The 19,929-nt window shown below is 62.5% G+C and carries 21 protein-coding genes; 10 read left to right on the top strand and 11 right to left on the bottom strand.

The features are described 5' to 3' along the window. Positions 1-6 precede the first annotated feature (6 nt). Genes frr through ACZ881_RS18770 form a run of 3 tightly spaced genes read left to right on the top strand, consistent with a single transcriptional unit; the run spans position 7 to position 2,104 of the window. Entirely contained in the window at positions 7-564 is a 558-nt protein-coding gene (frr, locus tag ACZ881_RS18780) for a ribosome recycling factor (RefSeq protein WP_476117578.1), read from the top strand. Further along, the gene (locus ACZ881_RS18775; protein ID WP_476117577.1) at positions 564-1,499 is read left to right on the top strand and encodes a phosphatidate cytidylyltransferase; all 936 of its coding nucleotides are present in this window, start codon (positions 564-566) and stop codon (positions 1,497-1,499) included. The genes frr and ACZ881_RS18775 overlap by 1 nt, the downstream gene beginning before the upstream one ends. 20 nt (positions 1,500-1,519) lie before the next feature. Then, positions 1,520-2,104 (top strand): DivIVA domain-containing protein, encoded by a 585-nt coding sequence (locus ACZ881_RS18770; RefSeq protein ID WP_179019056.1) that lies wholly within the window; start codon positions 1,520-1,522, stop codon positions 2,102-2,104. A gap of 13 nt (positions 2,105-2,117) precedes the next feature. Here the strand turns inward: ACZ881_RS18770 and ACZ881_RS18765 are convergent, their stop codons facing one another. From ACZ881_RS18765 to ACZ881_RS18745, 5 genes are read right to left on the bottom strand one after another with little or no spacing between them, the layout of a single operon-like run. Further along, on the bottom strand, positions 2,118-2,810 hold the full coding sequence (locus ACZ881_RS18765) for a hypothetical protein (RefSeq protein ID WP_476117576.1): 693 nt from the start codon (positions 2,808-2,810) through the stop codon (positions 2,118-2,120). 48 nt (positions 2,811-2,858) lie between these two features. Next, positions 2,859-4,325: a sodium/solute symporter gene (locus ACZ881_RS18760; protein WP_476117575.1), complete on the bottom strand. Its 1,467-nt coding sequence runs from the start codon at positions 4,323-4,325 to the stop codon at positions 2,859-2,861. Further along, entirely contained in the window at positions 4,322-4,693 is a 372-nt protein-coding gene (locus tag ACZ881_RS18755; RefSeq protein ID WP_091466368.1) for a DUF485 domain-containing protein, read from the bottom strand. Before ACZ881_RS18755 ends, ACZ881_RS18760 begins: the two co-directional genes overlap by 4 nt. Then, entirely contained in the window at positions 4,690-5,409 is a 720-nt protein-coding gene (locus ACZ881_RS18750) for a LytR/AlgR family response regulator transcription factor (protein ID WP_091466370.1), read from the bottom strand. Before ACZ881_RS18750 ends, ACZ881_RS18755 begins: the two co-directional genes overlap by 4 nt. 19 nt (positions 5,410-5,428) lie before the next feature. Then, positions 5,429-6,628 carry a sensor histidine kinase gene (locus ACZ881_RS18745; RefSeq protein ID WP_091467619.1) on the bottom strand — a complete coding sequence of 400 codons (1,200 nt, stop codon included), beginning with the start codon at positions 6,626-6,628 and terminating at the stop codon, positions 5,429-5,431. A gap of 207 nt (positions 6,629-6,835) precedes the next feature. Here ACZ881_RS18745 and ACZ881_RS18740 point away from each other — a divergent pair, with 207 nt between their 5' ends. Then, on the top strand, positions 6,836-7,216 hold the full coding sequence (locus ACZ881_RS18740) for a DUF485 domain-containing protein (protein WP_017199418.1): 381 nt from the start codon (positions 6,836-6,838) through the stop codon (positions 7,214-7,216). Further along, positions 7,213-8,832, top strand: coding sequence for a solute symporter family protein (locus tag ACZ881_RS18735; protein WP_178996417.1), 1,620 nt, complete (start codon positions 7,213-7,215; stop codon positions 8,830-8,832). Before ACZ881_RS18740 ends, ACZ881_RS18735 begins: the two co-directional genes overlap by 4 nt. A gap of 87 nt (positions 8,833-8,919) precedes the next feature. On the opposite strand, the gene ACZ881_RS18730 is transcribed toward ACZ881_RS18735, so the two are convergent. The 5 genes from ACZ881_RS18730 to ACZ881_RS18710 form a co-directional block, all read right to left on the bottom strand. Then, a complete protein-coding gene (locus ACZ881_RS18730) occupies positions 8,920-9,939 on the bottom strand; it encodes a PHP domain-containing protein (protein WP_476117574.1) in 1,020 nt (339 codons plus the stop codon). A gap of 73 nt (positions 9,940-10,012) precedes the next feature. Then, on the bottom strand, positions 10,013-10,618 hold the full coding sequence (locus ACZ881_RS18725) for a hypothetical protein (RefSeq protein ID WP_476117573.1): 606 nt from the start codon (positions 10,616-10,618) through the stop codon (positions 10,013-10,015). Between the two features lie 43 nt (positions 10,619-10,661). Then, a complete protein-coding gene (locus ACZ881_RS18720) occupies positions 10,662-11,069 on the bottom strand; it encodes a DUF4383 domain-containing protein (protein ID WP_011774231.1) in 408 nt (135 codons plus the stop codon). Positions 11,070-11,198: 129 nt separating this feature from the next. Further along, the gene (locus ACZ881_RS18715) at positions 11,199-11,900 is read right to left on the bottom strand and encodes a hypothetical protein (protein WP_476117572.1); all 702 of its coding nucleotides are present in this window, start codon (positions 11,898-11,900) and stop codon (positions 11,199-11,201) included. A gap of 147 nt (positions 11,901-12,047) precedes the next feature. Beyond that, a complete protein-coding gene (locus ACZ881_RS18710; RefSeq protein ID WP_091466379.1) occupies positions 12,048-12,518 on the bottom strand; it encodes an Lrp/AsnC family transcriptional regulator in 471 nt (156 codons plus the stop codon). Positions 12,519-12,713: 195 nt separating this feature from the next. Here ACZ881_RS18710 and pdhA point away from each other — a divergent pair, with 195 nt between their 5' ends. From pdhA to ACZ881_RS18695, 3 genes are read left to right on the top strand one after another with little or no spacing between them, the layout of a single operon-like run. After that, the gene (gene pdhA / locus ACZ881_RS18705) at positions 12,714-13,883 is read left to right on the top strand and encodes a pyruvate dehydrogenase (acetyl-transferring) E1 component subunit alpha (protein WP_476117571.1); all 1,170 of its coding nucleotides are present in this window, start codon (positions 12,714-12,716) and stop codon (positions 13,881-13,883) included. Beyond that, positions 13,883-14,893 carry an alpha-ketoacid dehydrogenase subunit beta gene (locus ACZ881_RS18700; RefSeq protein ID WP_476117570.1) on the top strand — a complete coding sequence of 337 codons (1,011 nt, stop codon included), beginning with the start codon at positions 13,883-13,885 and terminating at the stop codon, positions 14,891-14,893. The genes pdhA and ACZ881_RS18700 overlap by 1 nt, the downstream gene beginning before the upstream one ends. Further along, a complete protein-coding gene (locus ACZ881_RS18695; protein ID WP_476117569.1) occupies positions 14,890-16,317 on the top strand; it encodes a dihydrolipoamide acetyltransferase family protein in 1,428 nt (475 codons plus the stop codon). The genes ACZ881_RS18700 and ACZ881_RS18695 overlap by 4 nt, the downstream gene beginning before the upstream one ends. Positions 16,318-16,411: 94 nt before the next feature. On the opposite strand, the gene ACZ881_RS18690 is transcribed toward ACZ881_RS18695, so the two are convergent. Then, positions 16,412-17,284, bottom strand: coding sequence for an NAD-dependent epimerase/dehydratase family protein (locus tag ACZ881_RS18690; protein WP_476117568.1), 873 nt, complete (start codon positions 17,282-17,284; stop codon positions 16,412-16,414). A 209-nt stretch (positions 17,285-17,493) separates the two neighbouring features. Here ACZ881_RS18690 and ACZ881_RS18685 point away from each other — a divergent pair, with 209 nt between their 5' ends. Together ACZ881_RS18685 and ACZ881_RS18680 are read left to right on the top strand one after the other, a co-directional pair. Further along, the gene (locus tag ACZ881_RS18685; protein ID WP_476117567.1) at positions 17,494-18,093 is read left to right on the top strand and encodes a TetR/AcrR family transcriptional regulator; all 600 of its coding nucleotides are present in this window, start codon (positions 17,494-17,496) and stop codon (positions 18,091-18,093) included. Beyond that, positions 18,090-19,883 carry an alpha/beta fold hydrolase gene (locus ACZ881_RS18680; protein ID WP_476117566.1) on the top strand — a complete coding sequence of 598 codons (1,794 nt, stop codon included), beginning with the start codon at positions 18,090-18,092 and terminating at the stop codon, positions 19,881-19,883. Before ACZ881_RS18685 ends, ACZ881_RS18680 begins: the two co-directional genes overlap by 4 nt. Positions 19,884-19,929: the final 46 nt, after the last annotated feature.

Below are 19,929 nucleotides of genomic sequence, written 5' to 3'. Positions count from 1 at the left end.
AAACCCGTGATCGAAGAGACCTTGCTCGAAGCCGGCGAGAAGATGGATAAGGCGGTGGAGGTAGCCAAGGACGATTTCGCGTCGATCCGCACTGGCCGGGCCAACCCCGCCCTGTACAACAAGGTGATCGTCGAGTACTACGGCACACCTACTCCGCTTCAACAGCTGGCCTCCTTCGGTGTGCCTGATGCCCGGACCATCCTGATCACCCCTTACGACAAGACAGCGCTGCGCGACATTGAGAAGGCACTGAGCGACTCTGAGGTTGGCGCCAACCCTTCCAACGACGGCAATGTCATCCGCGTGACCATCCCGGAGCTCACCAAGGAGCGCCGCAAGGAGTACGTGAAGATCGTCAAGGGCAAGGGTGAGGACGCGAAGGTATCCATCCGAAGCATCCGCCGTAAGGCCAAGGACTCCCTGGACAAGCTCGTCAAAGACGGCGAAGCCGGAGAAGACGAGGGTGTACGCGCTGAGAAGGAACTCGACGCCCTGACCAAGCAGCACGTGGACAGCATCGACGAACTGCTCAAGCGCAAGGAAGCCGAGCTGCTCGAGGTCTGATGAACCAGGCTGAGCCGGCACCCGCTGAGCGGGTCCCGACACGCGATACCCCCAAGCGCGTCAGGCGCGTGCGGAAGAACCCCACACCCAAGGCAGGCCGGAATCTTCCGGCGGCCATCGGCGTCGGGCTTGCCATGCTTCTGGCCGTTTTGGGTGGATTGCTTTTCCTCCCGCTGGGATTCGTCCTGCTCACTACTGCTTTCGCGGTACTGGGTGTTTGGGAGGTTTTCCGGGCGCTTGAGGCGCAGGGAACCAGGATGCCGATCGTTCCCGTGATGATCGGCAGCCTGCTGATGCCGGTGTCGGCCTACTTTGGCGGACTTGAGGGTTTGCTTTTCACTATGACGGCGAGTTCGGTGGCGGTTTTGCTGTGGCGCTCCATCGAGAGCGCTGCGGGGGCGCCGCGCAGCGTGTTTGCCGGCGTTTTCACCCTGGCTTGGATTCCGTTCCTCATCAGCTTCGCGGCATTGCCGCTCCACGCCACCGGTGGTGCCACCCCGTTCGGCTTTTGGCCGAACGGGATACCCGACGGCGCGTGGCAGATAGCGACTTTGTTGCTGTTGGTGGTCTCGAATGACACGTTCGGCTACATCGTTGGTGCTACTTTCGGTAAGCACCCCATGGCCCCCAAGATCAGCCCCAAGAAGTCCTGGGAGGGCTTCGCGGGATCAGTGGGCGGGGCCATGGTCATCGGCGTCCTTGCCTGCATCTTCCTGCTCGACAAGCCTTGGTGGGTGGGCCTTGTGCTGGCCGTGGGCATGGTCGCCGCATCAACCGCCGGAGACCTCGCCGAGTCCATGGTCAAACGCGAACTTGGCGTCAAGGACATGAGCAGCATCTTGCCCGGCCACGGTGGCGTGATGGACCGCTTGGACTCCATCGTGTTCGCAGCCCCTGTAGCCTATGTTCTGTTCGCGCTGCTGAGCGGCGTCTGACAACCAATGAAGGAAAATTAGTGGCCTTGGATATTCGACGCCAGATTCCCGCAACGTTCGATCGCGTGGAGCGGAGCAAGTACGGCTATAACGCCAAGCAAGTGGATGAGTTCCTCCAGCGAGCCAGGACGTCGTTTGAGAATCCTGTGGGCACGGCCGACCAAGTGGCCAGCGTAGATGTACGTGCTGTGGCTTTCGACCCCGTCAAGGGCGGCTACGACGCCAACAGTGTGGATGCTGCGCTGGACCGGCTGGAGGACGCGTTTGCGCGTCGGGAGAGGGACGAGCTCATCAGCCAGCAGGGCGAAGAGGCCTGGCTGCGCGAGATCGGCAAGCTCTCCGGCATCCTGCGCGGCAGGCTGCACCGCCCTGACGGCGAGCGCTTCCGGCGCCCGTCCGGGAAAAGGACCCGCAGCTACAACGTCCAGGATGTCGACGCCTTGTGCGCCGAGCTTATTGGGTACCTCGAGCACGATCAGGCCTTGAGCGTGGACACAGTGCGGCGTGCTGTTTTCCGTGCGGCCAAGGGCGCCGATGGCTACGAAGAGGCACAAGTAGATGCCTTTCTCGCCCGTGTTGTAGAGCTCATGGCGGCCATCGATTAGTTCGAAGGGTGGGCTAATGCGGGGTGGGGGAGATTGGCTGGTTGATCTTCCACACCGCGTAATACCGGCGCCCGCCGCGGACCATGGTGAATGCGAAAAAGGCCAGTGCGGCCACCACGGCCACGCTGATTGAGACGGGCGCGGGCACCTGAAGGACAGTCAAGACTGAGCCGATCAGCAGTGCAAGCAACGCCGAGTTGGCCGTCATGATGAACATCATGCTGCTGCCTGCTACTTGGCTGAATGAGCCCCGCCCGCCCAGGAAGTAGTACGTCCGCTCCGAGCCTGCCTCGTCGTCGTGGTAGCCCGCCATCAAGTAGCGCGCCATGCCGGGATCGAGTTCGACGTAGGCGGCACGCAACCTGTTCATGGCGATGACGTACATGAGGTCCTCCATGCCGACGTTCAAGACCCGGATCTGTGTTAGCAGTCCTACGACGACGTCGATGCTGAGAATCGTCAGCGCGAAGGCCCTGAAGTCATCTGAAAATTGGGTAGCGTTACCAACAAGCGCCACACTGAGCAGGCTTGCCGAGGTAAACGTCAGGAACATGCTGATGCGGGTGAGGACTTCGCCTTGGGTGGTGCTCCTTGAAGCGAGCAGGCTCCAGTGCTCCGTAGCCAGCAATTGCGCCCGGACGCTGGGAGATAGCTCCGTCGTGGGCGCCGGCGGTTCGGGACCAGCTGCACCCGCTTCATCGGACATGGCGTCATTGTCCACCCTGTAGCGGCCACGGACAACGGCTTGCTGCCGCTATCGCTCCGTGACTACCGGACGTTCCGGCACATGCAGGCGTGACATTACCCGGTTCACCGAGGCCGGTACGCGGTTCTTCGTCATGATCGACACCGTCACGGTCACCGCGAAAGCGGCCGGGACGCTCCACGCTGCAGGCTGCGCCAACCACGCGGGCGCGTTGCCTGGGCCCATGAGGGTGCCCGCCACCATGGCGCCGCCACAAAGAAGCGCACCAATCAGCATCCCCGCGATGGCGCCCGCATCCGTTAGCCCATGCCACCAGATCCCGAGCAGCAGCACCGGGCAGATAGTGGATGCCGTGAAGGCAAAAACCAAGCCGACGCTTCCAGCCAGCGCAAGTGTGTCAGTCATCAGGGCAAAGCCCAAAGGCACGACGGCGGCGAGTAACGCCGCGAGGCGGAAGCCTTTTACGCTTCCCCCAAAGAGGTCCTGGCTGATGACGCCGGACAGCGAAACCACCAGCCCGGACGTCGTGGACAGGAAAGCGGCGAAGGCGCCCGCCACCACCAACGCAGACAGCATGTCACCGGCCACACCGCCGACAAACCTCCCGGGCAGCAACAGGACCAGGGCGTCGGCCTGGCCGGACTGCGCGAGGTCGGGTGCGAACATCCTCCCCAAGGCACCCGACAGCGTTGGAAACAGATAGAAGACGGAGAGCAGCCCCAACACGATGAGCGTGGTCCGGCGGGCCGATTGGCCGTCGGGGTTGGTATAAAACCTCACCAGGACGTGCGGTAGGCCCAGGGTTCCGAAGAGCAACGCCACCAAGAGCGATATGTGTTGGTACGCCCCGGCGGCACTTTGGCCGGTGGGGTTGAGGGGCAGGGGCGCCTGTGGTTGCGCACCAGTGCCTGCCAGTACCAGAAGAACGAAGACCACAGGCACTGCCAAAGCGGTCAGTTTCAGCCAGTACTGAAAGGCCTGAACAAAGGTAATGGAGCGCATTCCACCTGCCACAACCGTGAGGCACACAACCAGAACCACCGCCGTCGAACCTACCCACGACGGCAGTCCTGTGGTGATCCGGATTGTGAGCGCTGCGCCATGGAGTTGGGGAACGATGTACAGCCAGCCGACGGCCACCACCACCAGGCTTGTCACCCGTCGGACCAGCTTGGAGTCCAGCCGGGCTTCGGTAAAATCCGGAATGGTGTAGGCGCCGGAGCGGCGCAGGGGAGCGGCCACGAAGAGCAACAGCATCAGGTAACCGGCGGTGTACCCCACGGGGAACCAAAGTGCGTCAGTTCCGGAAAGCAGGATCAGCCCCGCGACGCCCAGGAAGCTGGCGGCGGACAAGTACTCGCCGCCGATTGCGGATGCGTTCCACCATGGGGGGACTGTTCGGGAGGCGACGTAGAAGTCGCCGGTTGTGCGTGAGATGCGCAAGCCGTAGAAGCCAATGACCGCCGTCGCGATGGAAACGGCCAGAAAAGCGATGAGCCCAACAGCAGGGTTCACTTATCCTCCACAAGGTCCTGGTAACGCGCCTCATTGCGGGCTGCCGCGCGATTGTAGAGCCAGGCGCTCAGTCCGATGACGGGGTAGATGCCCGCGCCCAGGACCAGCCAATCCAAGGGAATGCCGAAAATGCGGGTCTCCGCCACCCCGGGTCCATAGACCAGGAATACTGCGATCACGGCAAGAATGACCAGGAACCCGCAGGCCACCACCAAGGCCAACCGCAGCTGGGAGCGGATGAGCGAGCGGATGAAGATCCGGCCGGCATCGGAGTCCTCGGCAAGTTCCCCCGGGTACGGCAACTTTCCCGAGGCCCCCGGTGTCGCCGTGGCTGATTGGCGCGGGGCAGTGACGCGGACGCGTGTCATCCTTGGGGCCGGATGCGGGTGGACTGCAGCTTGTCCCTTACCGATGGCAGGTGCCTGCGGCTGATGGGCAGCTCGGCGCCGGCAACTGCCACGCTCGGCCCCGTGGCCGAAAGCTTGAGGTGCTGCACATGGTTCAAGGCGATGAGATACGAGCGATGAATCCGGATAAAGCCGGCGTCTGCCCACTTCTGTTCAAGGTCGCTGAGGGGAACACGGATCAGATAGCTGGCCTCGGCCGTGTGCAGTCTTGCGTAGTCACCCTGGGCCTGCACGTAGGTTACGTCGTCGCGGCGGATCATGCGGGTTGTGCTGCCGAGGTCCACCGTGATCATCTCCGGCGCGGGGGTTCCGTCCTTGATGAGCTCACTGATGCGGTCCACGGATCGTGAAAGCCGTTCAGCGCGCAAGGGCTTCAGCAGATAGTCGATGGCGGCGAGGTCAAAGGCTTCAAGTGCGCAGTCTTCGTCTGCGGTGACAAACACGACTGCCGGCGGACTGCTGCTGCGGGATATAGCGCGTGCGATGTCCAACCCTGAGAGCGCCGGCATGTGGATGTCGAGGAATACGGCGTCCACTGACTCTGTTTCCAAGGTCCGTAGCGCCTCTGCGCCGGACGATGCCCGGTGGATGGCGCCAATCCGCTCATCCCGGCCCAGCAGGAAGGCGAGCTCCTCCACGGCGGGCAGTTCGTCATCAGCGACGAGGACGTTGATCATGATTAAAGACTAACCGGCCTCAGGCGTCGTGCCCGGGCTGCGATTTCGGCACCCGCATGGTGATCATGGTTCCTTCGCCCGGGGCCGTGTCGATGATGAGTCCGTGCTCGTCGCCATAGACCTGTCGCAGGCGGGCGTCCACATTGCGAAGTCCCACGTGGACCCCGTCCGTGTGCCCTGCGAGCACAGACCGCAGATGCTCCGGGTCCATGCCGACGCCGTCGTCCTCGATGGTCACTTCGGCGAACGCGCCGGAATCATTCGCGCAAATGGTGATGTGTCCGGGTCCTTCCTTGGCCTCCAAGCCGTGCCTGACGGCGTTTTCAACCAGCGGTTGGAGGCTAAGGAACGGGATGACCGTGCTGAGGACCTCCGGAGCGATCCGCAGGCTCACTTGGACCCGCTCGCCGAACCTTGCGCGCTCCAGCAAGAGGTAGCGATCAATGCAGCGGAGTTCCTCCGCCACAGTAGTGAAGTCGCCATGCCTCCGGAACGAGTACCGGGTGAAATCGGCGAATTCCACCACGAGCTCCCTGGCCCGGGCCGGATCGGTGTTGATGAACGAGGCAATGGCATTCAACGAGTTGTAGATGAAGTGTGGGCTTATCTGGGCCCGCAGGGCACGGACCTCGGCCTCCATCAGGAGGGTGCGCGAAGATTCCAGCTCCGCGAGCTCCAGCTGCGCGGCAATCCAATCGGCCACCTCGCTTGTTGCCCTCACCAAACCGGCCCCGGCCGCAGGGGCAAGCGCGGCCACAGAGCCGACAACCCTGGATCCAGCCCGGATCGGTGCGATGACAGCACTGAAGTCGTGGTTGCCGTGATCCGGCTTAGCGGCTGAGGGGTACCCGACAGCCACTACCACCGTCCGGCCAGTGGTTAGTACTTCCTCCGCGAGCCGCATCAGCGATGGCCGGAGTTCCTCGGCGGCACCATCCCAGGCGAGCACGGCGTCGGTGTCCGTGATGGCCAGGGCATCGCAGCCCAGCAGCGCCCGTAATTGCTTGCTGGCCTTGGCTGCGCCGGCGGGATGGAGACCAGCACGAAGATGCTGCCCTGCCCTGGAGGCTGCATGGAGTGTGTTGTAGGTTGCACGTTCGGCGTCCGTGCCAAGGTCGCGGAACGAGCGGATCACTTTGAGGCCAACGCCCACGACGACGGCGACTGCCAGCACGATCACGGCGATCGCGGCTGCGGTGAAAAGCGGGGAATCGGGCATAAGGCCAGCGTAGCCGGACGCACTGGCGGGTCCGCCCGGTTGCCCTGATGCTCCCTCACGGCCACCGTTTGGCGCAACGTCGCAACCGTTGGGCGACGGCAGTGGACGTTTCTCTGGAACAGGTGCCACAGAGCGTTCGATAGTGATTGCAGTCACATTGGCAATGCGTGTGGAGCTGATGTGGACACATCACAATCAGGAGGAACCATGGGTAATGAGGCCCAACCCCAGGACGCAACGGCGTCCGTGGACTTCCAGGAAGTCCAACAGACGGAACGGTTCAAGACACTGCGCAAGCGGCATCGCAGCTTTGTCTTTCCAATGGCAGTGGTATTCCTGCTCTGGTATTTCGCCTACGTTCTCTTGGCCGACTACGCAGTCGGCTTCATGTCCATCAAGGTTTGGGGCAACATCAACGTCGGCCTGATTCTCGGCCTGCTGCAGTTCGTCACCACCTTCGGCATCACGGCCTGGTACGTGAGCTACTCCAACAGGAAACTGGATCCCATCGCTGCTGAAATCCGCAACGAGATCGAGGGCCACGAATTCGATAAGGACGGCAATGTGATCAGCGGGGCAGCCAAATGAACACCATCGTCCCGGCAGCAGTGAACGTCGAAGCGCTGAAAGACACCACCCTGCTCAACATGGGCATCTTCGCCCTCTTCGTGGCGGTCACCATGGTGATCGTCTTCCGGGCAAGCCGGAACAACAAGACCGCGGCAGACTACTACGCTGCCGGCCGGTCCTTCACCGGCTCCCAAAACGGCACGGCCATCGCCGGGGACTACCTTTCGGCGGCATCATTCCTTGGTATCACCGGTGCCATTGCCATCAACGGCTACGACGGGTTCCTGTACTCCATCGGCTTCCTTGTTGCCTGGCTGGTTGCCCTGCTCCTGGTGGCTGAACTGCTCCGCAACACCGGCAAGTTCACCATGGCTGACGTCCTGTCCTTCCGCTTGCGCCAGCGCCCGGTCCGTATCGCGGCGGCGCTGTCCACCCTCGCCGTTTGCTTCTTCTACCTTCTCGCCCAGATGGCAGGTGCAGGCAGCTTGATTTCGCTCCTGCTGGGAATCAGCGACTGGGGTGGCCAAGCCTTGGTGATCATCGTCGTCGGTGCCTTGATGATCATGTACGTACTGATCGGCGGCATGAAGGGCACCACCTGGGTGCAGATCATCAAGGCCATCCTGCTGATTGCCGGTGCCGGAGTCATGACGGCTATGGTGCTTGCGATCTATGGCTTCAACCTGTCCAGCCTGCTGGGCTCCGCAGCCGAGGCCGCCAACAACCCGGCCATCCTGAACCCCGGCCTGCAGTATGGCAAGACCGAAACATCCAAGCTCGACTTCATGTCCCTTGGACTCGCCCTGGTTCTCGGAACCGCGGCCCTGCCACACGTCCTGATGCGCTTCTACACCGTCCCCACGGCAAAGGAAGCCCGGAAGTCCGTTGTCTGGGCGATCTGGCTGATCGGCCTGTTCTACCTGTTCACACTAGTGCTGGGCTACGGTGCTGCAGCCCTGGTGGGTGCAGAAACCATCAAATCCGCACCCGGCGGCGTCAACTCCGCCGCACCGCTGCTGGCCTTCCACCTGGGTGGGCCGTTGCTCCTGGGCTTTATTTCGGCGGTTGCCTTCGCCACTATCCTGGCAGTGGTGGCCGGCCTGACCATCACGGCGGCGGCATCCTTCGCCCATGACATTTACGCCAATGTCATTGCCAAGGGCAAAGCCGATGCCAATACCGAGGTGAAGGTGGCTCGGCGAACGGTACTGGTGATCGGCGTCCTGGCTATCCTAGGTGGCATCTTCGCCAACGGCCAGAATGTGGCCTTCCTGGTGGCTTTGGCCTTCGCAGTTGCAGCCTCGGCTAACCTGCCCACCATCGTCTACTCCCTGTTCTGGAAGAAGTTCACCACCCAGGGCGCGGTCTGGAGCATGTATGGCGGCCTGGCTGCGGCCATCCTGCTGATCACTTTCTCGCCTGTAGTTTCGGGAGCCAAGACCTCCATGATCCCGGGAGCAAACTTTGCCCTCTTCCCGCTGAGCAACCCGGGCATCGTATCCATCCCGCTGGCATTCTTCCTCGGCTGGCTGGGTACGGTCCTGGACAAGCGGCGCGAGGATCCGGCCAAGCAGGCGGAAATGGAGGTGCGCTCGCTGACCGGCGTCGGTGCTGAGAAAGCTGTAGACCACTAGCCCTGCCGGCACCGAGCCAAGCAGGGCCAACGCAACAGAAGGCTCCTCCTGCAAACATCAGGAGGAGCCTTCTGCAGTCAGGATCATTTACTTCTTCAGGTTCAGCCACTCCTTTAGCTGCTCCAGCGGCCACGTGGTGACAATCCGTTCCTTCGGCACCCCAAGGGCTTCCGCCCGCTCCGCTCCGTATTGCAGGAAGTCGAGTTGGCCGGGGGCGTGGGCATCGCTGTCGATACTGAACAGGCAGCCGGCGTCGAGGGCCATCCTGATGAGGTTGTCCGGTGGATCCTGCCGCTCTGGCCGTGAGTTGATTTCAACAGCCACACCCCATTCCGCACACTCTTTAAACACTTTGGCCGCGTCGAACTCAGACTCAGGCCTGGTACCCCGCGATCCTTGGACAAGGCGGCCCGTGCAGTGCCCCAGGACGTTGGTATGGGGATCACTGATGCCGCCCAGCATTCGTGTGGTCATGGTCTTCTTGTCTGACCGAAGTTTCGAGTGAACGCTAGCCACCACTACGTCCAGACGGTCCAGCATGTCCGGTGTCTGGTCCAAGGTTCCATCCTCAAGGATGTCCACCTCGATGCCCTTGAGCAATCGGAAGCCGTCCTGGGCAGCATTGATGCCTTCCACCACGCCCAGTTGTTTCTCAAGCCGTTCGACGCTGAGGCCATTGGCGATGGTGAGGTTGGGGGAGTGGTCCGTCAGGGCAAGATACTCCCGGCCGAGAGTGCGGGCTGCGGCAACCATGGTTTCGATCGGTGAGCCGCCGTCGGACCAGTTGCTGTGGCTGTGAAGGTCGCCGCGCAAGGCGGCCCGCAGGGTGTCGCCGCCGGCGGCCAAGGATTCTGTTCCGCGTTCACGCAGATCGGCCAGATAGTCGGGGGTACGGTCCTCCATGGCCTGCGTGATGACTTCGGCACTCCGGCTTCCGACGCCTTTGAGGCTGGTTATCCGCCCGCTGCTGACAAGCGTCGCCAGATCGTCCGGCGCAAGCTGCCGGACGGCGTCGGCTGCCTTGCGGAAGGCTTGGACCTTGAACGTGGGAGCTTGGCTTCGTTCCAGCCAAAAGGAAATTTCGTCGAGCGCCTCGATGGGATCCATGGCTCCATGATCCACGAACCAGGCGCACCATCAACAGTGGGCAGTGTTAATGGTGCGCCGGTCCAGCCGCCGCCTAGTGGTGGCGACCCGGGTCCAGGGCGGGATTGGAGCCCTGGCCGTTGTTTCCGTCCGGCGACTGGCCGTGTTCGCCATGGGGGACGGCGTGCTGCCCGGCCATCGAGGCTGCCAGGCCGGGTGTTGCCACTGTTGCAACAACGACGGCGGCTCCGAACGCGGCTGCCAGAAGCCGCCCGGTCCTTGGCTGGCCGTGGGCGCCGCCGTCGTTGGTCTTGTGCTGCCGCCTCAACCAGCCCGCTCCGGCTAGCGCCATGAGCGTCAGGCCGAGGGCGGCGAGGTGGCTCACGTCAAGTGAGCGCTGGGTGGAGACGCCGGCCGCCATGACTGCGACGTGGGCCGCGGCAGCCACTGCCAAGGCTGGAACGGCATAGCGGGCGAAGACAAGTGCGTTGCGATGCAGGCCCCACAGAGACCAAGCCAGGAAGGCCAAGCCAGCCGTGAGGGTTGCCACACCGGCAATGACCAAACCGGGCGTCACCGAGTTGATGCCGGTGAGATACCCGGCGGCAAGGGAAAGCTCGACCATCCCGGCCGCCATGGCAGCGAAGTACACGAACAGTAAGCTGGCTGCCTTCAACGTGGGGTGATTTCTGCTTTCCATGGCTCCCGCCGTCCTTTCGCTTTTAGTGGCGCGTAGTGGGTGATCAGGCGCGGGCGGAAGCTACGGCGGCCTTGTCCTGGGACAGTGCGACACCCAACAGGACAACTGCGCTGGCAAGGTGCAGCACGTTGTCTGCTCCGTTGAGGGCGATGATGTTCAGTGAGGAACCCACCAGGAAGAGCCCGAGGATACCCACCAGAAGGTAGACGCCTCCTACAGCCGTATTCACGGATTTGGACAGCGTGACGCTGTTCATGCCGGCATAGAGAAGGGCAGCGCCGATGGCCAGGTGGATGATGTTGTGAAGCGGGTTCACAGCGAAAATGATCAGGTTGGCGCCCTCGGTGGCGAAGAAGCCGATTCCCGAGGTGACAAAGAATCCGAGCACGCCTACCAAGAGGTAAACGGCTCCGAAGATGGTGGCGATCAAGCGATTGGGCGAAGTACGCATTGGTCCGAACCTTCCGGTGATGGCCGGAAATCCCGGCCGTCCTGCTGAGCCCCGGGTGGGGCTCTCAGGAAGTGATTCGGACCATTCGCGCAGGTGGATGGGTGGTGGGAAGGATTATTTTCCTGTCACTTAGGGGCGGAGTCGGATGCTGCTCATCTTCAGCTCGTTGGTGCCCTCGAAGATGTATTGAAGATCGATGGTCTTGCCGTCGCATTGGAGCTTGCCGGCAAGGTCCGCCTTGTTGTTTCCGTTCTCCGAGTTCACGTTCACGGAGTTGTAGTTTGGTTTGCATGAGCTGTCCAGCTCCAGGCTGGCAATGCCATCAACGAACGATTGCTTGTCCAGTTCATCCTTCAACGGCTGGCTCAGGTAGTTGTCGTAGGCCTGCTCCGTTTGGCCTGACACCACCAGATTAGTGAATTCATCGGCCAGGGATCTTGCCTTGGAGGTTGCGTTGCCCACCACGTTGACGAGCACCAGTATGCCCACCACGGCCAGCACAACAACTCCCGCCACAACGCTGAGGACGATCCACAGCAATTTCCGGCTCTTTTTCGGTGGCTGCTGGCCGTATTGCCCCGGGGAATATTGCCCTGGCGGGTACTGGCCGGGCGGGTACTGGCCCGGCTGGTATTGGCCCGGCGGGTATGGGTTTTGGGGCTGGCCCGGCACGCCGTATTGCGGGTTGCCCTGGGGAGAAGCGGGCGACGGCGGCTGTTGCCACTGCGGGGAGCCACCACTCTGCGGGGGGTACCCGGGTCCCGGCGGAACCGGCGGCGGGTTATACCCGGGTTGGTGATCCGGCTGGCTGGGTTCTTGCGGATTGCTCACGGTAGTGCCCCTTTCGGCAGCCTTCGGCAGCGCCACCACCTGGCCGGGAACCTCTGGACGGTCCCCGATGCGTCCTCTTGCATCAAATCGCATGTCCGCTTCCATGGGCAAGAGCGCGCCAGGAATAACTGCAGGTAGAAAGGGAATTCAGGCCTTCGTGCGCCGCCCCAGCAATGGTTGCACCCGATAGGGGATCATCTCGCGCATGGCCAGTGCCGTATCCGTCCGCTCCACGCCGTCGCAGCCGAGGATCTTCCCGTTGATCCGGTACAGGTCTTCCGCATCCAGGGCCACAACCCGCAGCAACAGGTCCGCGGAGCCCGTCAGGCCGAAACCTTCCAGGATCTCCGGAATGTCCGCGAGGTCCTGGGCAAGTGAGGCCAATTTCTGCTGTTGCACATGGACCGTGATGAACGCCGTCAACGGATAGCCGAGGGCCACCGGATTGATTCGCCGCTCGAATGACAGGAACGCGTGTTTCTTCTCGAGCTGGGCCATGCGGGCCTGCACTGTATTGCGGGACAACCCCAACTTTTGCGCCAGTGCCACCACCGTCCCGCGGGGGTCCTTGGCCATGGCGGAAAGGAGCCGGGTGTCAGTGCCATCCAAGGGTTGCATAATGCGCAAGATTAGCACGGAGCCTGAGCTCAAAACAGGGCAGAATGCTCAATTTGAGCAAGGGTAGTTGTACCCGATGCGCGTTGTGAGTAGGGTCACAATTAACTCCGGCGAAGGTGCCGGAGGGCCGGTCTGCGACAGGATCACAAGTCCCGCCAGCGCCGACGAAAACGAGCCGGAAGGTTGCGATCACCTGTGTTAACGGATCAGGCGGGCAAGGGAGTGCACCACGACACTCCACGCCCAGGACATAGTGCACAAAATCCCTTGAGGACTGGCGGCGATCTGCTCCAGTTGGTGTCGCCGGACGGCGAGCGCATCAGCCACCCCGAATTTGATATCTGGGTCAAGGACGTCGGCGATGAGCAACTGTGCTCCTTGTATGAGGATATGACGGTGATTCGCCGTATCGATGCGGAAGCTACGGCGTTGCAGCGGCAGGGAGAGCTTGCATTGTGGCCCCCGTTGCTGGGGCAGGAAGCGGCCCAGATCGGTTCAAGCCGCTCGCTGCGGGACGATGACTTCGTCTTCCCAAGCTACCGGGAAAGCGGTGTGGCCTATGTGCGAGGCGCCCACCTCTCCGAAATTGCCCGCGTATGGCGAGGCAACGCCTCCTACGGTTGGGATCCCCTGCGCATCAACCTGGCGACGCCTCAGATCATCATTGGCTCGCAGAGCCTGCACGCCACCGGCTATGCCATGGGTGTCCAGTTGGATGGTGCCAACACTGCGGTCCTTGCCTACTTTGGCGATGGTGCCACGAGTGAAGGCGACGTGAACGAGGCCATGGTGTTCGCCGCGAGCTACCAGGCTCCCGTGGTGTTCTTCTGCCAGAACAACCATTGGGCAATATCCGAGCCCGTTCGTGTGCAGTCCCACGTGCAGTTGGCTGACAGGCCCACCGGATTCGGTATCCCGAGCATGCGGGTTGATGGCAATGATGTCCTGGCCGTCATGGCTGCGACTCGTGTTGCCTTGGATCGGGCGCGTAAGGGCGGCGGACCTACCTTCATCGAGGCGGTTACCTACCGCATGGGTCCGCACACCACCGCTGATGACCCCACACGGTACCGTGACCCCAACGAGCTGGAGGATTGGGCCGCCAAGGACCCGATCCTGAGGCTGCGCAAGCTGTTGGAGGCCAAGGGCCTCCTGACCGAGGACGTTGAAACCCGCGTGAAGGCTAAGGCTGATGCGGTGGCCGCGGAACTTCGGTCCAGCTGCATCGACATGCCGGACCCGCAGCCGCTGGATGTTTTCAACCACGTCTACAGCACCCCCAATTCCTGGATTGAACGCCAGAAGGACCACTACTCGCGCTACCTGAACAGTTTCAACCAGCCTGTCGAGGAAGGTGCACTCTGATGTCCAAGCTCACTTTTGCCCGGGCCATCAATGCCGGCCTCCGGAAGTCCCTCGAGAACGATCCCAAAGTAGTGCTCATGGGAGAAGACATCGGTTCGCTCGGTGGCGTTTTCCGCGTCACGGATGGGCTGCAGAAAGATTTCGGGAAGCACAGGGTGATCGATTCTCCGCTGGCTGAGTCCGGCATTATCGGCACCGCAGTTGGCCTGGCCTACCGTGGCTACCGGCCCGTTTGCGAGATCCAGTTTGATGGTTTCATCTACCCGGCGTTCGACCAGATCGTCAGCCAGGTAGCCAAGATGCATTACCGGACCCAAGGGCGGGTCAAGATGCCCATCACTATCCGTGTTCCATTCGGTGGTGGCATCGGATCGCCGGAGCACCATTCCGAATCACCCGAGGCGTACTTCACGCACACTTCCGGCCTCCGGGTTGTAGCTGTGTCGAATCCGCAGGACGCCTACACCATGATCCAGCAGGCCATCGCGTCCGATGATCCCGTCCTCTACTTTGAGCCCAAACGGCGTTACCACGACAAGGGAGACGTGGACGAGGCCATTGACCTTTCCACTGCGCTTCCTTTGGACAAGGCTGCCGTGGTTACACCAGGTTCCGATGTGACGGTGGTTGCCTACGGTCCACTGGTCAAGACGGCTAAGGACGCTGCCATGGCGGCGGCCGATGAAGGCATTTCCGTGGAAGTCATCGATCTTCGCTCCCTGGCCCCTGTGGACTACCCCCTGGTCGAAGCTTCTGTCCGCAAGACCGGTCGGCTGGTTATCACCCACGAGGCTGGCCAATCCGGTGGCCTCGGCGCCGAAATAGCTGCAAGCATCACCGAACGCTGTTTCCATTACCTGGAGTCTGCTCCGGTCCGCATCACCGGCTTCGATGTTCCGTACCCTTACTCGAAGCTCGAAATGCACCACTTGCCGGACTTGGACAGAATTCTTGACGGCGTGGACCGTGCCTTGGGCCGGCGCAACTCCCTGAGCGGACTGGAAGGATGACCGCCACCATGATCAAGGAATTCAGGCTGCCGGACCTCGGCGAGGGCCTGACCGAATCGGAAATCCTGAGTTGGAAAGTGGCGGTGGGTGACACCGTCACGCTGAACCAGGTCATCGCTGAGGTCGAAACCGCCAAGGCCGTCGTCGAGTTGCCCTCGCCCTTCGCGGGAGTGGTGGCGGAACTTCATGAGCAGCCCGGCACTGTGGTGGAGGTTGGCAAGCCGATCGTTTCGTTCGAGGTTGACGACGCCGGGTCCTCCAACGGGGGCGGCGCACCTATTGCTGTTAAAGAGTCTGCCGGGACGGGGTCCGCAGGTGACCGTGCCGCCGTCGAGACATCTGCCAATGGTGCCGCCGCCGCTCCCGCCGATGGGGTGGGGAGCCCAGCGAAGCGTGAGCCGAACCTGGTAGGTTACGGCGCCGTCGTCGAACATTCCGGTCGCCCGACACGGCGTGCCCGCGTACAGGTACAAAACGTGAAGGCCCCAGCGCCGGAGGCGCCCGCGACCGCCGATCCCGTGGTGCCACGTCAGACGGAGGCCGAAACCTCCGAGCGACCGCGCTCCACCCCTCCGGTCCGGAAGCTCGCCCGTGACCTGGGGGTCGACCTGGAGCTCGTTCCCGGGACCGGGCCGGGTGGGCTCATCACCCGCGAGGATGTTCAGAACTTCTCCGGTACACCGGAAGCTCCAGCTGAGGCTCCAGGTTCTGCTGCACAAGGTGAGCGGGAAACCCGAACGCCCATTAAGGGCGTTCGCAAGTTCACGGCCGCAGCCATGGTGCAGAGCGCGTTCACTGCCCCGCATGTGACGGAGTTCCTCACGGTGGACGTCACGGCAACCATGGAATTGCTGGCCAGGCTCAAGGGCAATAAGGCATTCGAAGGCTACAAGCTGACGCCCCTGACCATTGCGGCCAAGGCGGTTCTGGTGGCGTTGCGGAACAACCCATCGTTGAACTCGCGGTGGGATGAGGCCAACCAGGAGATTGTCCAGTTCAATTACGTGAACCTGGGCATCGCGGCCGCAACACCCCGGGGCCTGACGGTCCCGAACATCAAGGACGCGGACCGCTTGACGCTTCGTGAGCTCTCCACGGCTTTAACTGAGCTGACCGATACGGCGCGGGCAGGTAAGACGTCGCCGTCGGAGTTGTCTGGCGGCACCATCTCCATCACCAACATCGGCGTGTTTGGCATCGACGCCGGCACTCCCATCCTGAACCCGGGCGAGGCCGCGATTGTGGCCCTTGGCGCTGTGAGGAAGGCGCCGTGGGTTGTTAACGGTGAACTCGCGGTTCGGCAGGTCATGTCGCTCAGCCTGTCCTTCGACCACCGCTTGGTGGATGGGGAACAGGGTTCACGATTCCTTGCGGACCTCGGCTCAATCCTGGCCGACCCTGCCATAGTCATGACCATGATCTGACGCGTCCGAAGCTGCGCCGGCCCATCCCTTTACGAGTGCTTGCAGGAAACTGCAGCTAAGGGGTGGGCCGTCGCGCGTCGGCCGGTGGGCGGCGTCAGTCTTCGGTTGGCGTGGTGCGGTTGGAGTGGACGTTGCGCCAGCTATGCTCCGGTTCAAAGCCCAACAGCCGGCGGGCTTTGTCGATGGACAGCATGGTTTCGTGCTCGCCCAGTTCCTTGAGGACCTCGACGCCGGGGAAGACTTCGGCTGCCAATTCGGCGCTGCTTCGACTCATCACGGTATCGGCGGCGGCAATGATGAAGGTCTCGAAGCCCGGTTCCCCATGGTTCAGGGACCGCACCACGGCAAGGGCGCCGTCCCGGGCGTCGATGTAGCCCCAGAGGTTCCATTTCCGGAGCGTTGCGTCGGAGTCGAAGGCCGGGAAAGCGTCGTAATCCTCGGGGTCCATGACATTGGAGAATCGCAGTGCCGTGATGCTCAGTTCCGGATCCCAACGTGTCAGTTGGATGGCCATCTGCTCCTCGAGGTGCTTAACCAGCGAGTAGGTGCTTTCAGGTCGAGCCGCGTACTCCTCATCTACGGGAATGTAGGGAGGCTTGATGTCGAAGGGGAGACCCAGCACGGTCTCGCTGGAGGCGTAGACCACCTTCTTGATGCCCGCCCTCCGTGCCGCTTGAAACACGTTGTAGGTGGACACCATGTTGTTCTCAAAGATCGCGGCGTCCGGGGCCAGTCCCGGAGCTGGTATGGCTGCCAAGTGGACTATCGCGTCCAAGCCGTCGTGTTGGTCATCCAGGCCCAGGACGACGTCCAGGACCTGTCCGTAGTTCCGGAGGTCCACGTTGACGTAACCCCGGCCGCGCGTGCCTGCGCGGTCCATGTTGAGCACCTCGTGGCCGTCCTGCGTAAGACGTCGGACCACGCTCCTGCCCAGTTTTCCGCTTCCGCCGGTGACTGCAATCCTCATGGGGCGCTCCTCGATAGTGGCTGGTACCTAAGCCTGTTGCTTTGTAGATTCAACACGGGTTCGAGTTTCAGCCTAGGCGGCACGGCGGCGGAAAACAGCCTGTCAGGCTGGCCCTGGGAGTCCTAGGTACGCCGGACCGACCCACTGCCGGCTTGTGCGCAGGGCAGTCAGCGGTTTGCAAAATATATAGACCGGTCTATTATTTGTTTATGGCAATAAAAGGGAACCTGACAAAAGCACGGCTCACGGAGTCCATGCTCCAGCTCATCCAGACCAGTGGCTACAGCGGCACGGGGCTGAATGCTGTGATCGAACACGCCGGAGCACCGAAGGGATCGGTCTACTTCCACTTCCCCGATGGAAAGGAGGGTCTGGGCGTCGCAGCGGTCGAGCTCGCCGCGAAGCAGTTCGAAGCACTCATTGCAGAGGCCGCAGTTTCCGCGGGGAGTGCGGCTGAGGCTGCCCGCACCGCGATTGAGGTCTTAGCCGCCATCGTCAGTGAGAGCAACTTCCGGCTTGGTTGCCCGGTCTCCGTCGTCACCCTGGAGATGGGCGCGGAAAGCGAGCGGCTGAGGCAGGCGTGTGCCGCTGCCTTCGAGTCGTGGATAGCTCCGACGTCCGCGCTCCTCGAAGCCGGCGGTCTTGACACCGGGGAGGCCCGGTCCTTAGCAACCGTTGTTGTATCGACGATCGAGGGGGCGGTGATCGTCTCTCGCGCCATGCAAAGCACACAACCCCTGTTTTCGGCCGCTGACGTCGTGGCGGCGCTCATCAACCAGCGATGCAAGACCGTTGGCGGGACGCGATGACACCGCACGAAGACTCCCGCCACGCCCTGGTCTTCGGGGCTTCGGGAATGGTTGGCCGGCACCTCGTGCTGTCCCTTGCTGAAGCTGGCGCTAACGTCACGGCGGCAGTTCGTACCCCAGAGTCCGGAGCGCGGGTCGAGGGATGGGCCAGGGAGCATGGTTTGGTGGGGAGCATCAGCACGACGATCGTCGACTTCGATGCTCCAGAGATCATCGAGGGCGGCCCCTCGGCATTCCCGTTCATCACCGAGATCCATAACTGCGCCGGGTTGTATCGATTCGGAATGACCGCGCAGGAGGCACGCAATGCGAACGTCGGCATCGTCGAGAAGCTCATTGACTTTGCCGGAGAACTCCCCAATCTGGGGCGTGTCGTCCACGTCTCAGGCTACCGCGTCGGCGGGCAGGACCCTGCGACCGTTCCATGGTCAGAGGACCATCGCACCGCCGTCTACGAGGAACTTGGCGCCTATGAAGCCTCAAAGGTTGAATCCGACGCCATCTTTCAAGCCCGGACGCTAGAGCGGGGAATCCCCTGGACCATCGTCAATCCGGCCAGTGTGATCGGGGACAGCGTGACCGGTGAGTCCGATCAACTCATCGGGCTGGCCACCACTATTGGGCAGATCTGGGACGGCACCATGGCCGCACTGCCTGGAAACCAAGAGACATTCCTCCCGGTCGTCACGGTCGACTATCTGGCGGCCTTCATGACTGCAGCGGCGGTCGATCCGGTTGCTGACGGCAAGGCCTATTGGATTCTCGACGACGCCACCCCGCCGCTTGCAGATCTGCTCACGCACGTTGGCCGTCATCTCGGCGTCAAGGTCCCGCGGGTAAGAATGCCGATCGGTGTCATCAAGCGGCTCCCGCAGCGGATCACCAAGGCAGATCCCGAGACGCTGACGTTCATGTCCGCTGACCGCTATCCGACAGATTCAGCCATCGAGTTCGCCGCCAGGCATGGGATCCCGATGCCGGATGTGCTGGTGTCGCTGGAGCGGTGGGCCGACCACCTGGCTGCGCATCGGTTTGGCGCCGTCACGGCTGACGGTCGCCGATTCGCCGACGTTGGCGGTCTAAGGACATTTGAGCTCGGCGTAGCCAGGTCCAGCAGGGTGGTCTTTCCCGGCTTACCGGTCAACGCAGATACGTGGGCCGAAGTGGCGTCGGGCATCGGCGCCCGGGTTGTAGACCTGCCCGGACTCGGCCTCAGTGGTGGAACAGGCGTTCAGGACTGGGAAAAGTGGCTGCCTGCTGTGTTGGGTGGGGAACCTGCTGACCTCATTGGCCACTCGATCGGTGCGGCTGCGGCGGTAGTCGCGGCTGACCGGCTCCCGGGGCAGGTCAAGTCCCTCACGCTGATAGCACCGTTCTTTCTCCAGGTCCCGATGGGTGGCCCGGCCAGACTGCGGCCGCTCGTGTCCGCCTACTTGCGACACGTCAACCCGGCGCGGCTGTCACACCAACTGACCGGATCAGGAGGGAGCGCGGCTGCTCTGGAGTCCAGTCTCGGTGACCTCAAGCGAAGCAGCGCCAAGACGGTATCCGAGCACCTCGCCCTTGCGGGATCGAAGCCGTGGCGCACCGACCTCCGGGAAGCGCTGGGGCGATTCACCGGCACGGTCCGCATCGTCACTGGAAGCGATGACCCCCTGGCCCCGGGTGTGGTTGAGCAGCTCAAGTCACATCCGAATGTTCAGCTGATCTCGGTGCCGGGTGCCGGGCACCATCCGCAACTGACGCATGGTGATGATCTCGTCACGCTCATCAAGGGATCGCTCGAGTGAACAGGGCGCCCCGCACCGTGCGAGAATCCGCCAACGAGGCGTGTCG

This window comes from Paenarthrobacter sp. TE3676, from assembly GCF_056279165.1.
Note: the sequence above shows the minus strand (reverse complement) of the source record. Positions and strands in the feature narration are given on the sequence as shown.

Coding starts and splice junctions, on each gene's coding strand:
- ACZ881_RS18690 (WP_476117568.1), bottom strand. CDS start 17,284: ATGAGGATTGCAGTCACCGGCGGAAGCGGAAAACTGGGCAGGAGCGTG.
- ACZ881_RS18710 (WP_091466379.1), bottom strand. CDS start 12,518: ATGCAACCCTTGGATGGCACTGACACCCGGCTCCTTTCCGCCATGGCC.
- ACZ881_RS18695 (WP_476117569.1), top strand. CDS start 14,890: ATGACCGCCACCATGATCAAGGAATTCAGGCTGCCGGACCTCGGCGAG.
- ACZ881_RS18735 (WP_178996417.1), top strand. CDS start 7,213: ATGAACACCATCGTCCCGGCAGCAGTGAACGTCGAAGCGCTGAAAGAC.
- ACZ881_RS18680 (WP_476117566.1), top strand. CDS start 18,090: ATGACACCGCACGAAGACTCCCGCCACGCCCTGGTCTTCGGGGCTTCG.
- ACZ881_RS18765 (WP_476117576.1), bottom strand. CDS start 2,810: ATGTCCGATGAAGCGGGTGCAGCTGGTCCCGAACCGCCGGCGCCCACG.
- ACZ881_RS18700 (WP_476117570.1), top strand. CDS start 13,883: ATGTCCAAGCTCACTTTTGCCCGGGCCATCAATGCCGGCCTCCGGAAG.
- ACZ881_RS18740 (WP_017199418.1), top strand. CDS start 6,836: ATGGGTAATGAGGCCCAACCCCAGGACGCAACGGCGTCCGTGGACTTC.
- ACZ881_RS18750 (WP_091466370.1), bottom strand. CDS start 5,409: ATGATCAACGTCCTCGTCGCTGATGACGAACTGCCCGCCGTGGAGGAG.
- ACZ881_RS18775 (WP_476117577.1), top strand. CDS start 564: ATGAACCAGGCTGAGCCGGCACCCGCTGAGCGGGTCCCGACACGCGAT.
- ACZ881_RS18730 (WP_476117574.1), bottom strand. CDS start 9,939: ATGGATCCCATCGAGGCGCTCGACGAAATTTCCTTTTGGCTGGAACGA.
- ACZ881_RS18685 (WP_476117567.1), top strand. CDS start 17,494: ATGGCAATAAAAGGGAACCTGACAAAAGCACGGCTCACGGAGTCCATG.
- ACZ881_RS18745 (WP_091467619.1), bottom strand. CDS start 6,628: ATGCCCGATTCCCCGCTTTTCACCGCAGCCGCGATCGCCGTGATCGTG.
- ACZ881_RS18755 (WP_091466368.1), bottom strand. CDS start 4,693: ATGACACGCGTCCGCGTCACTGCCCCGCGCCAATCAGCCACGGCGACA.
- ACZ881_RS18720 (WP_011774231.1), bottom strand. CDS start 11,069: ATGCGTACTTCGCCCAATCGCTTGATCGCCACCATCTTCGGAGCCGTT.
- ACZ881_RS18725 (WP_476117573.1), bottom strand. CDS start 10,618: ATGGAAAGCAGAAATCACCCCACGTTGAAGGCAGCCAGCTTACTGTTC.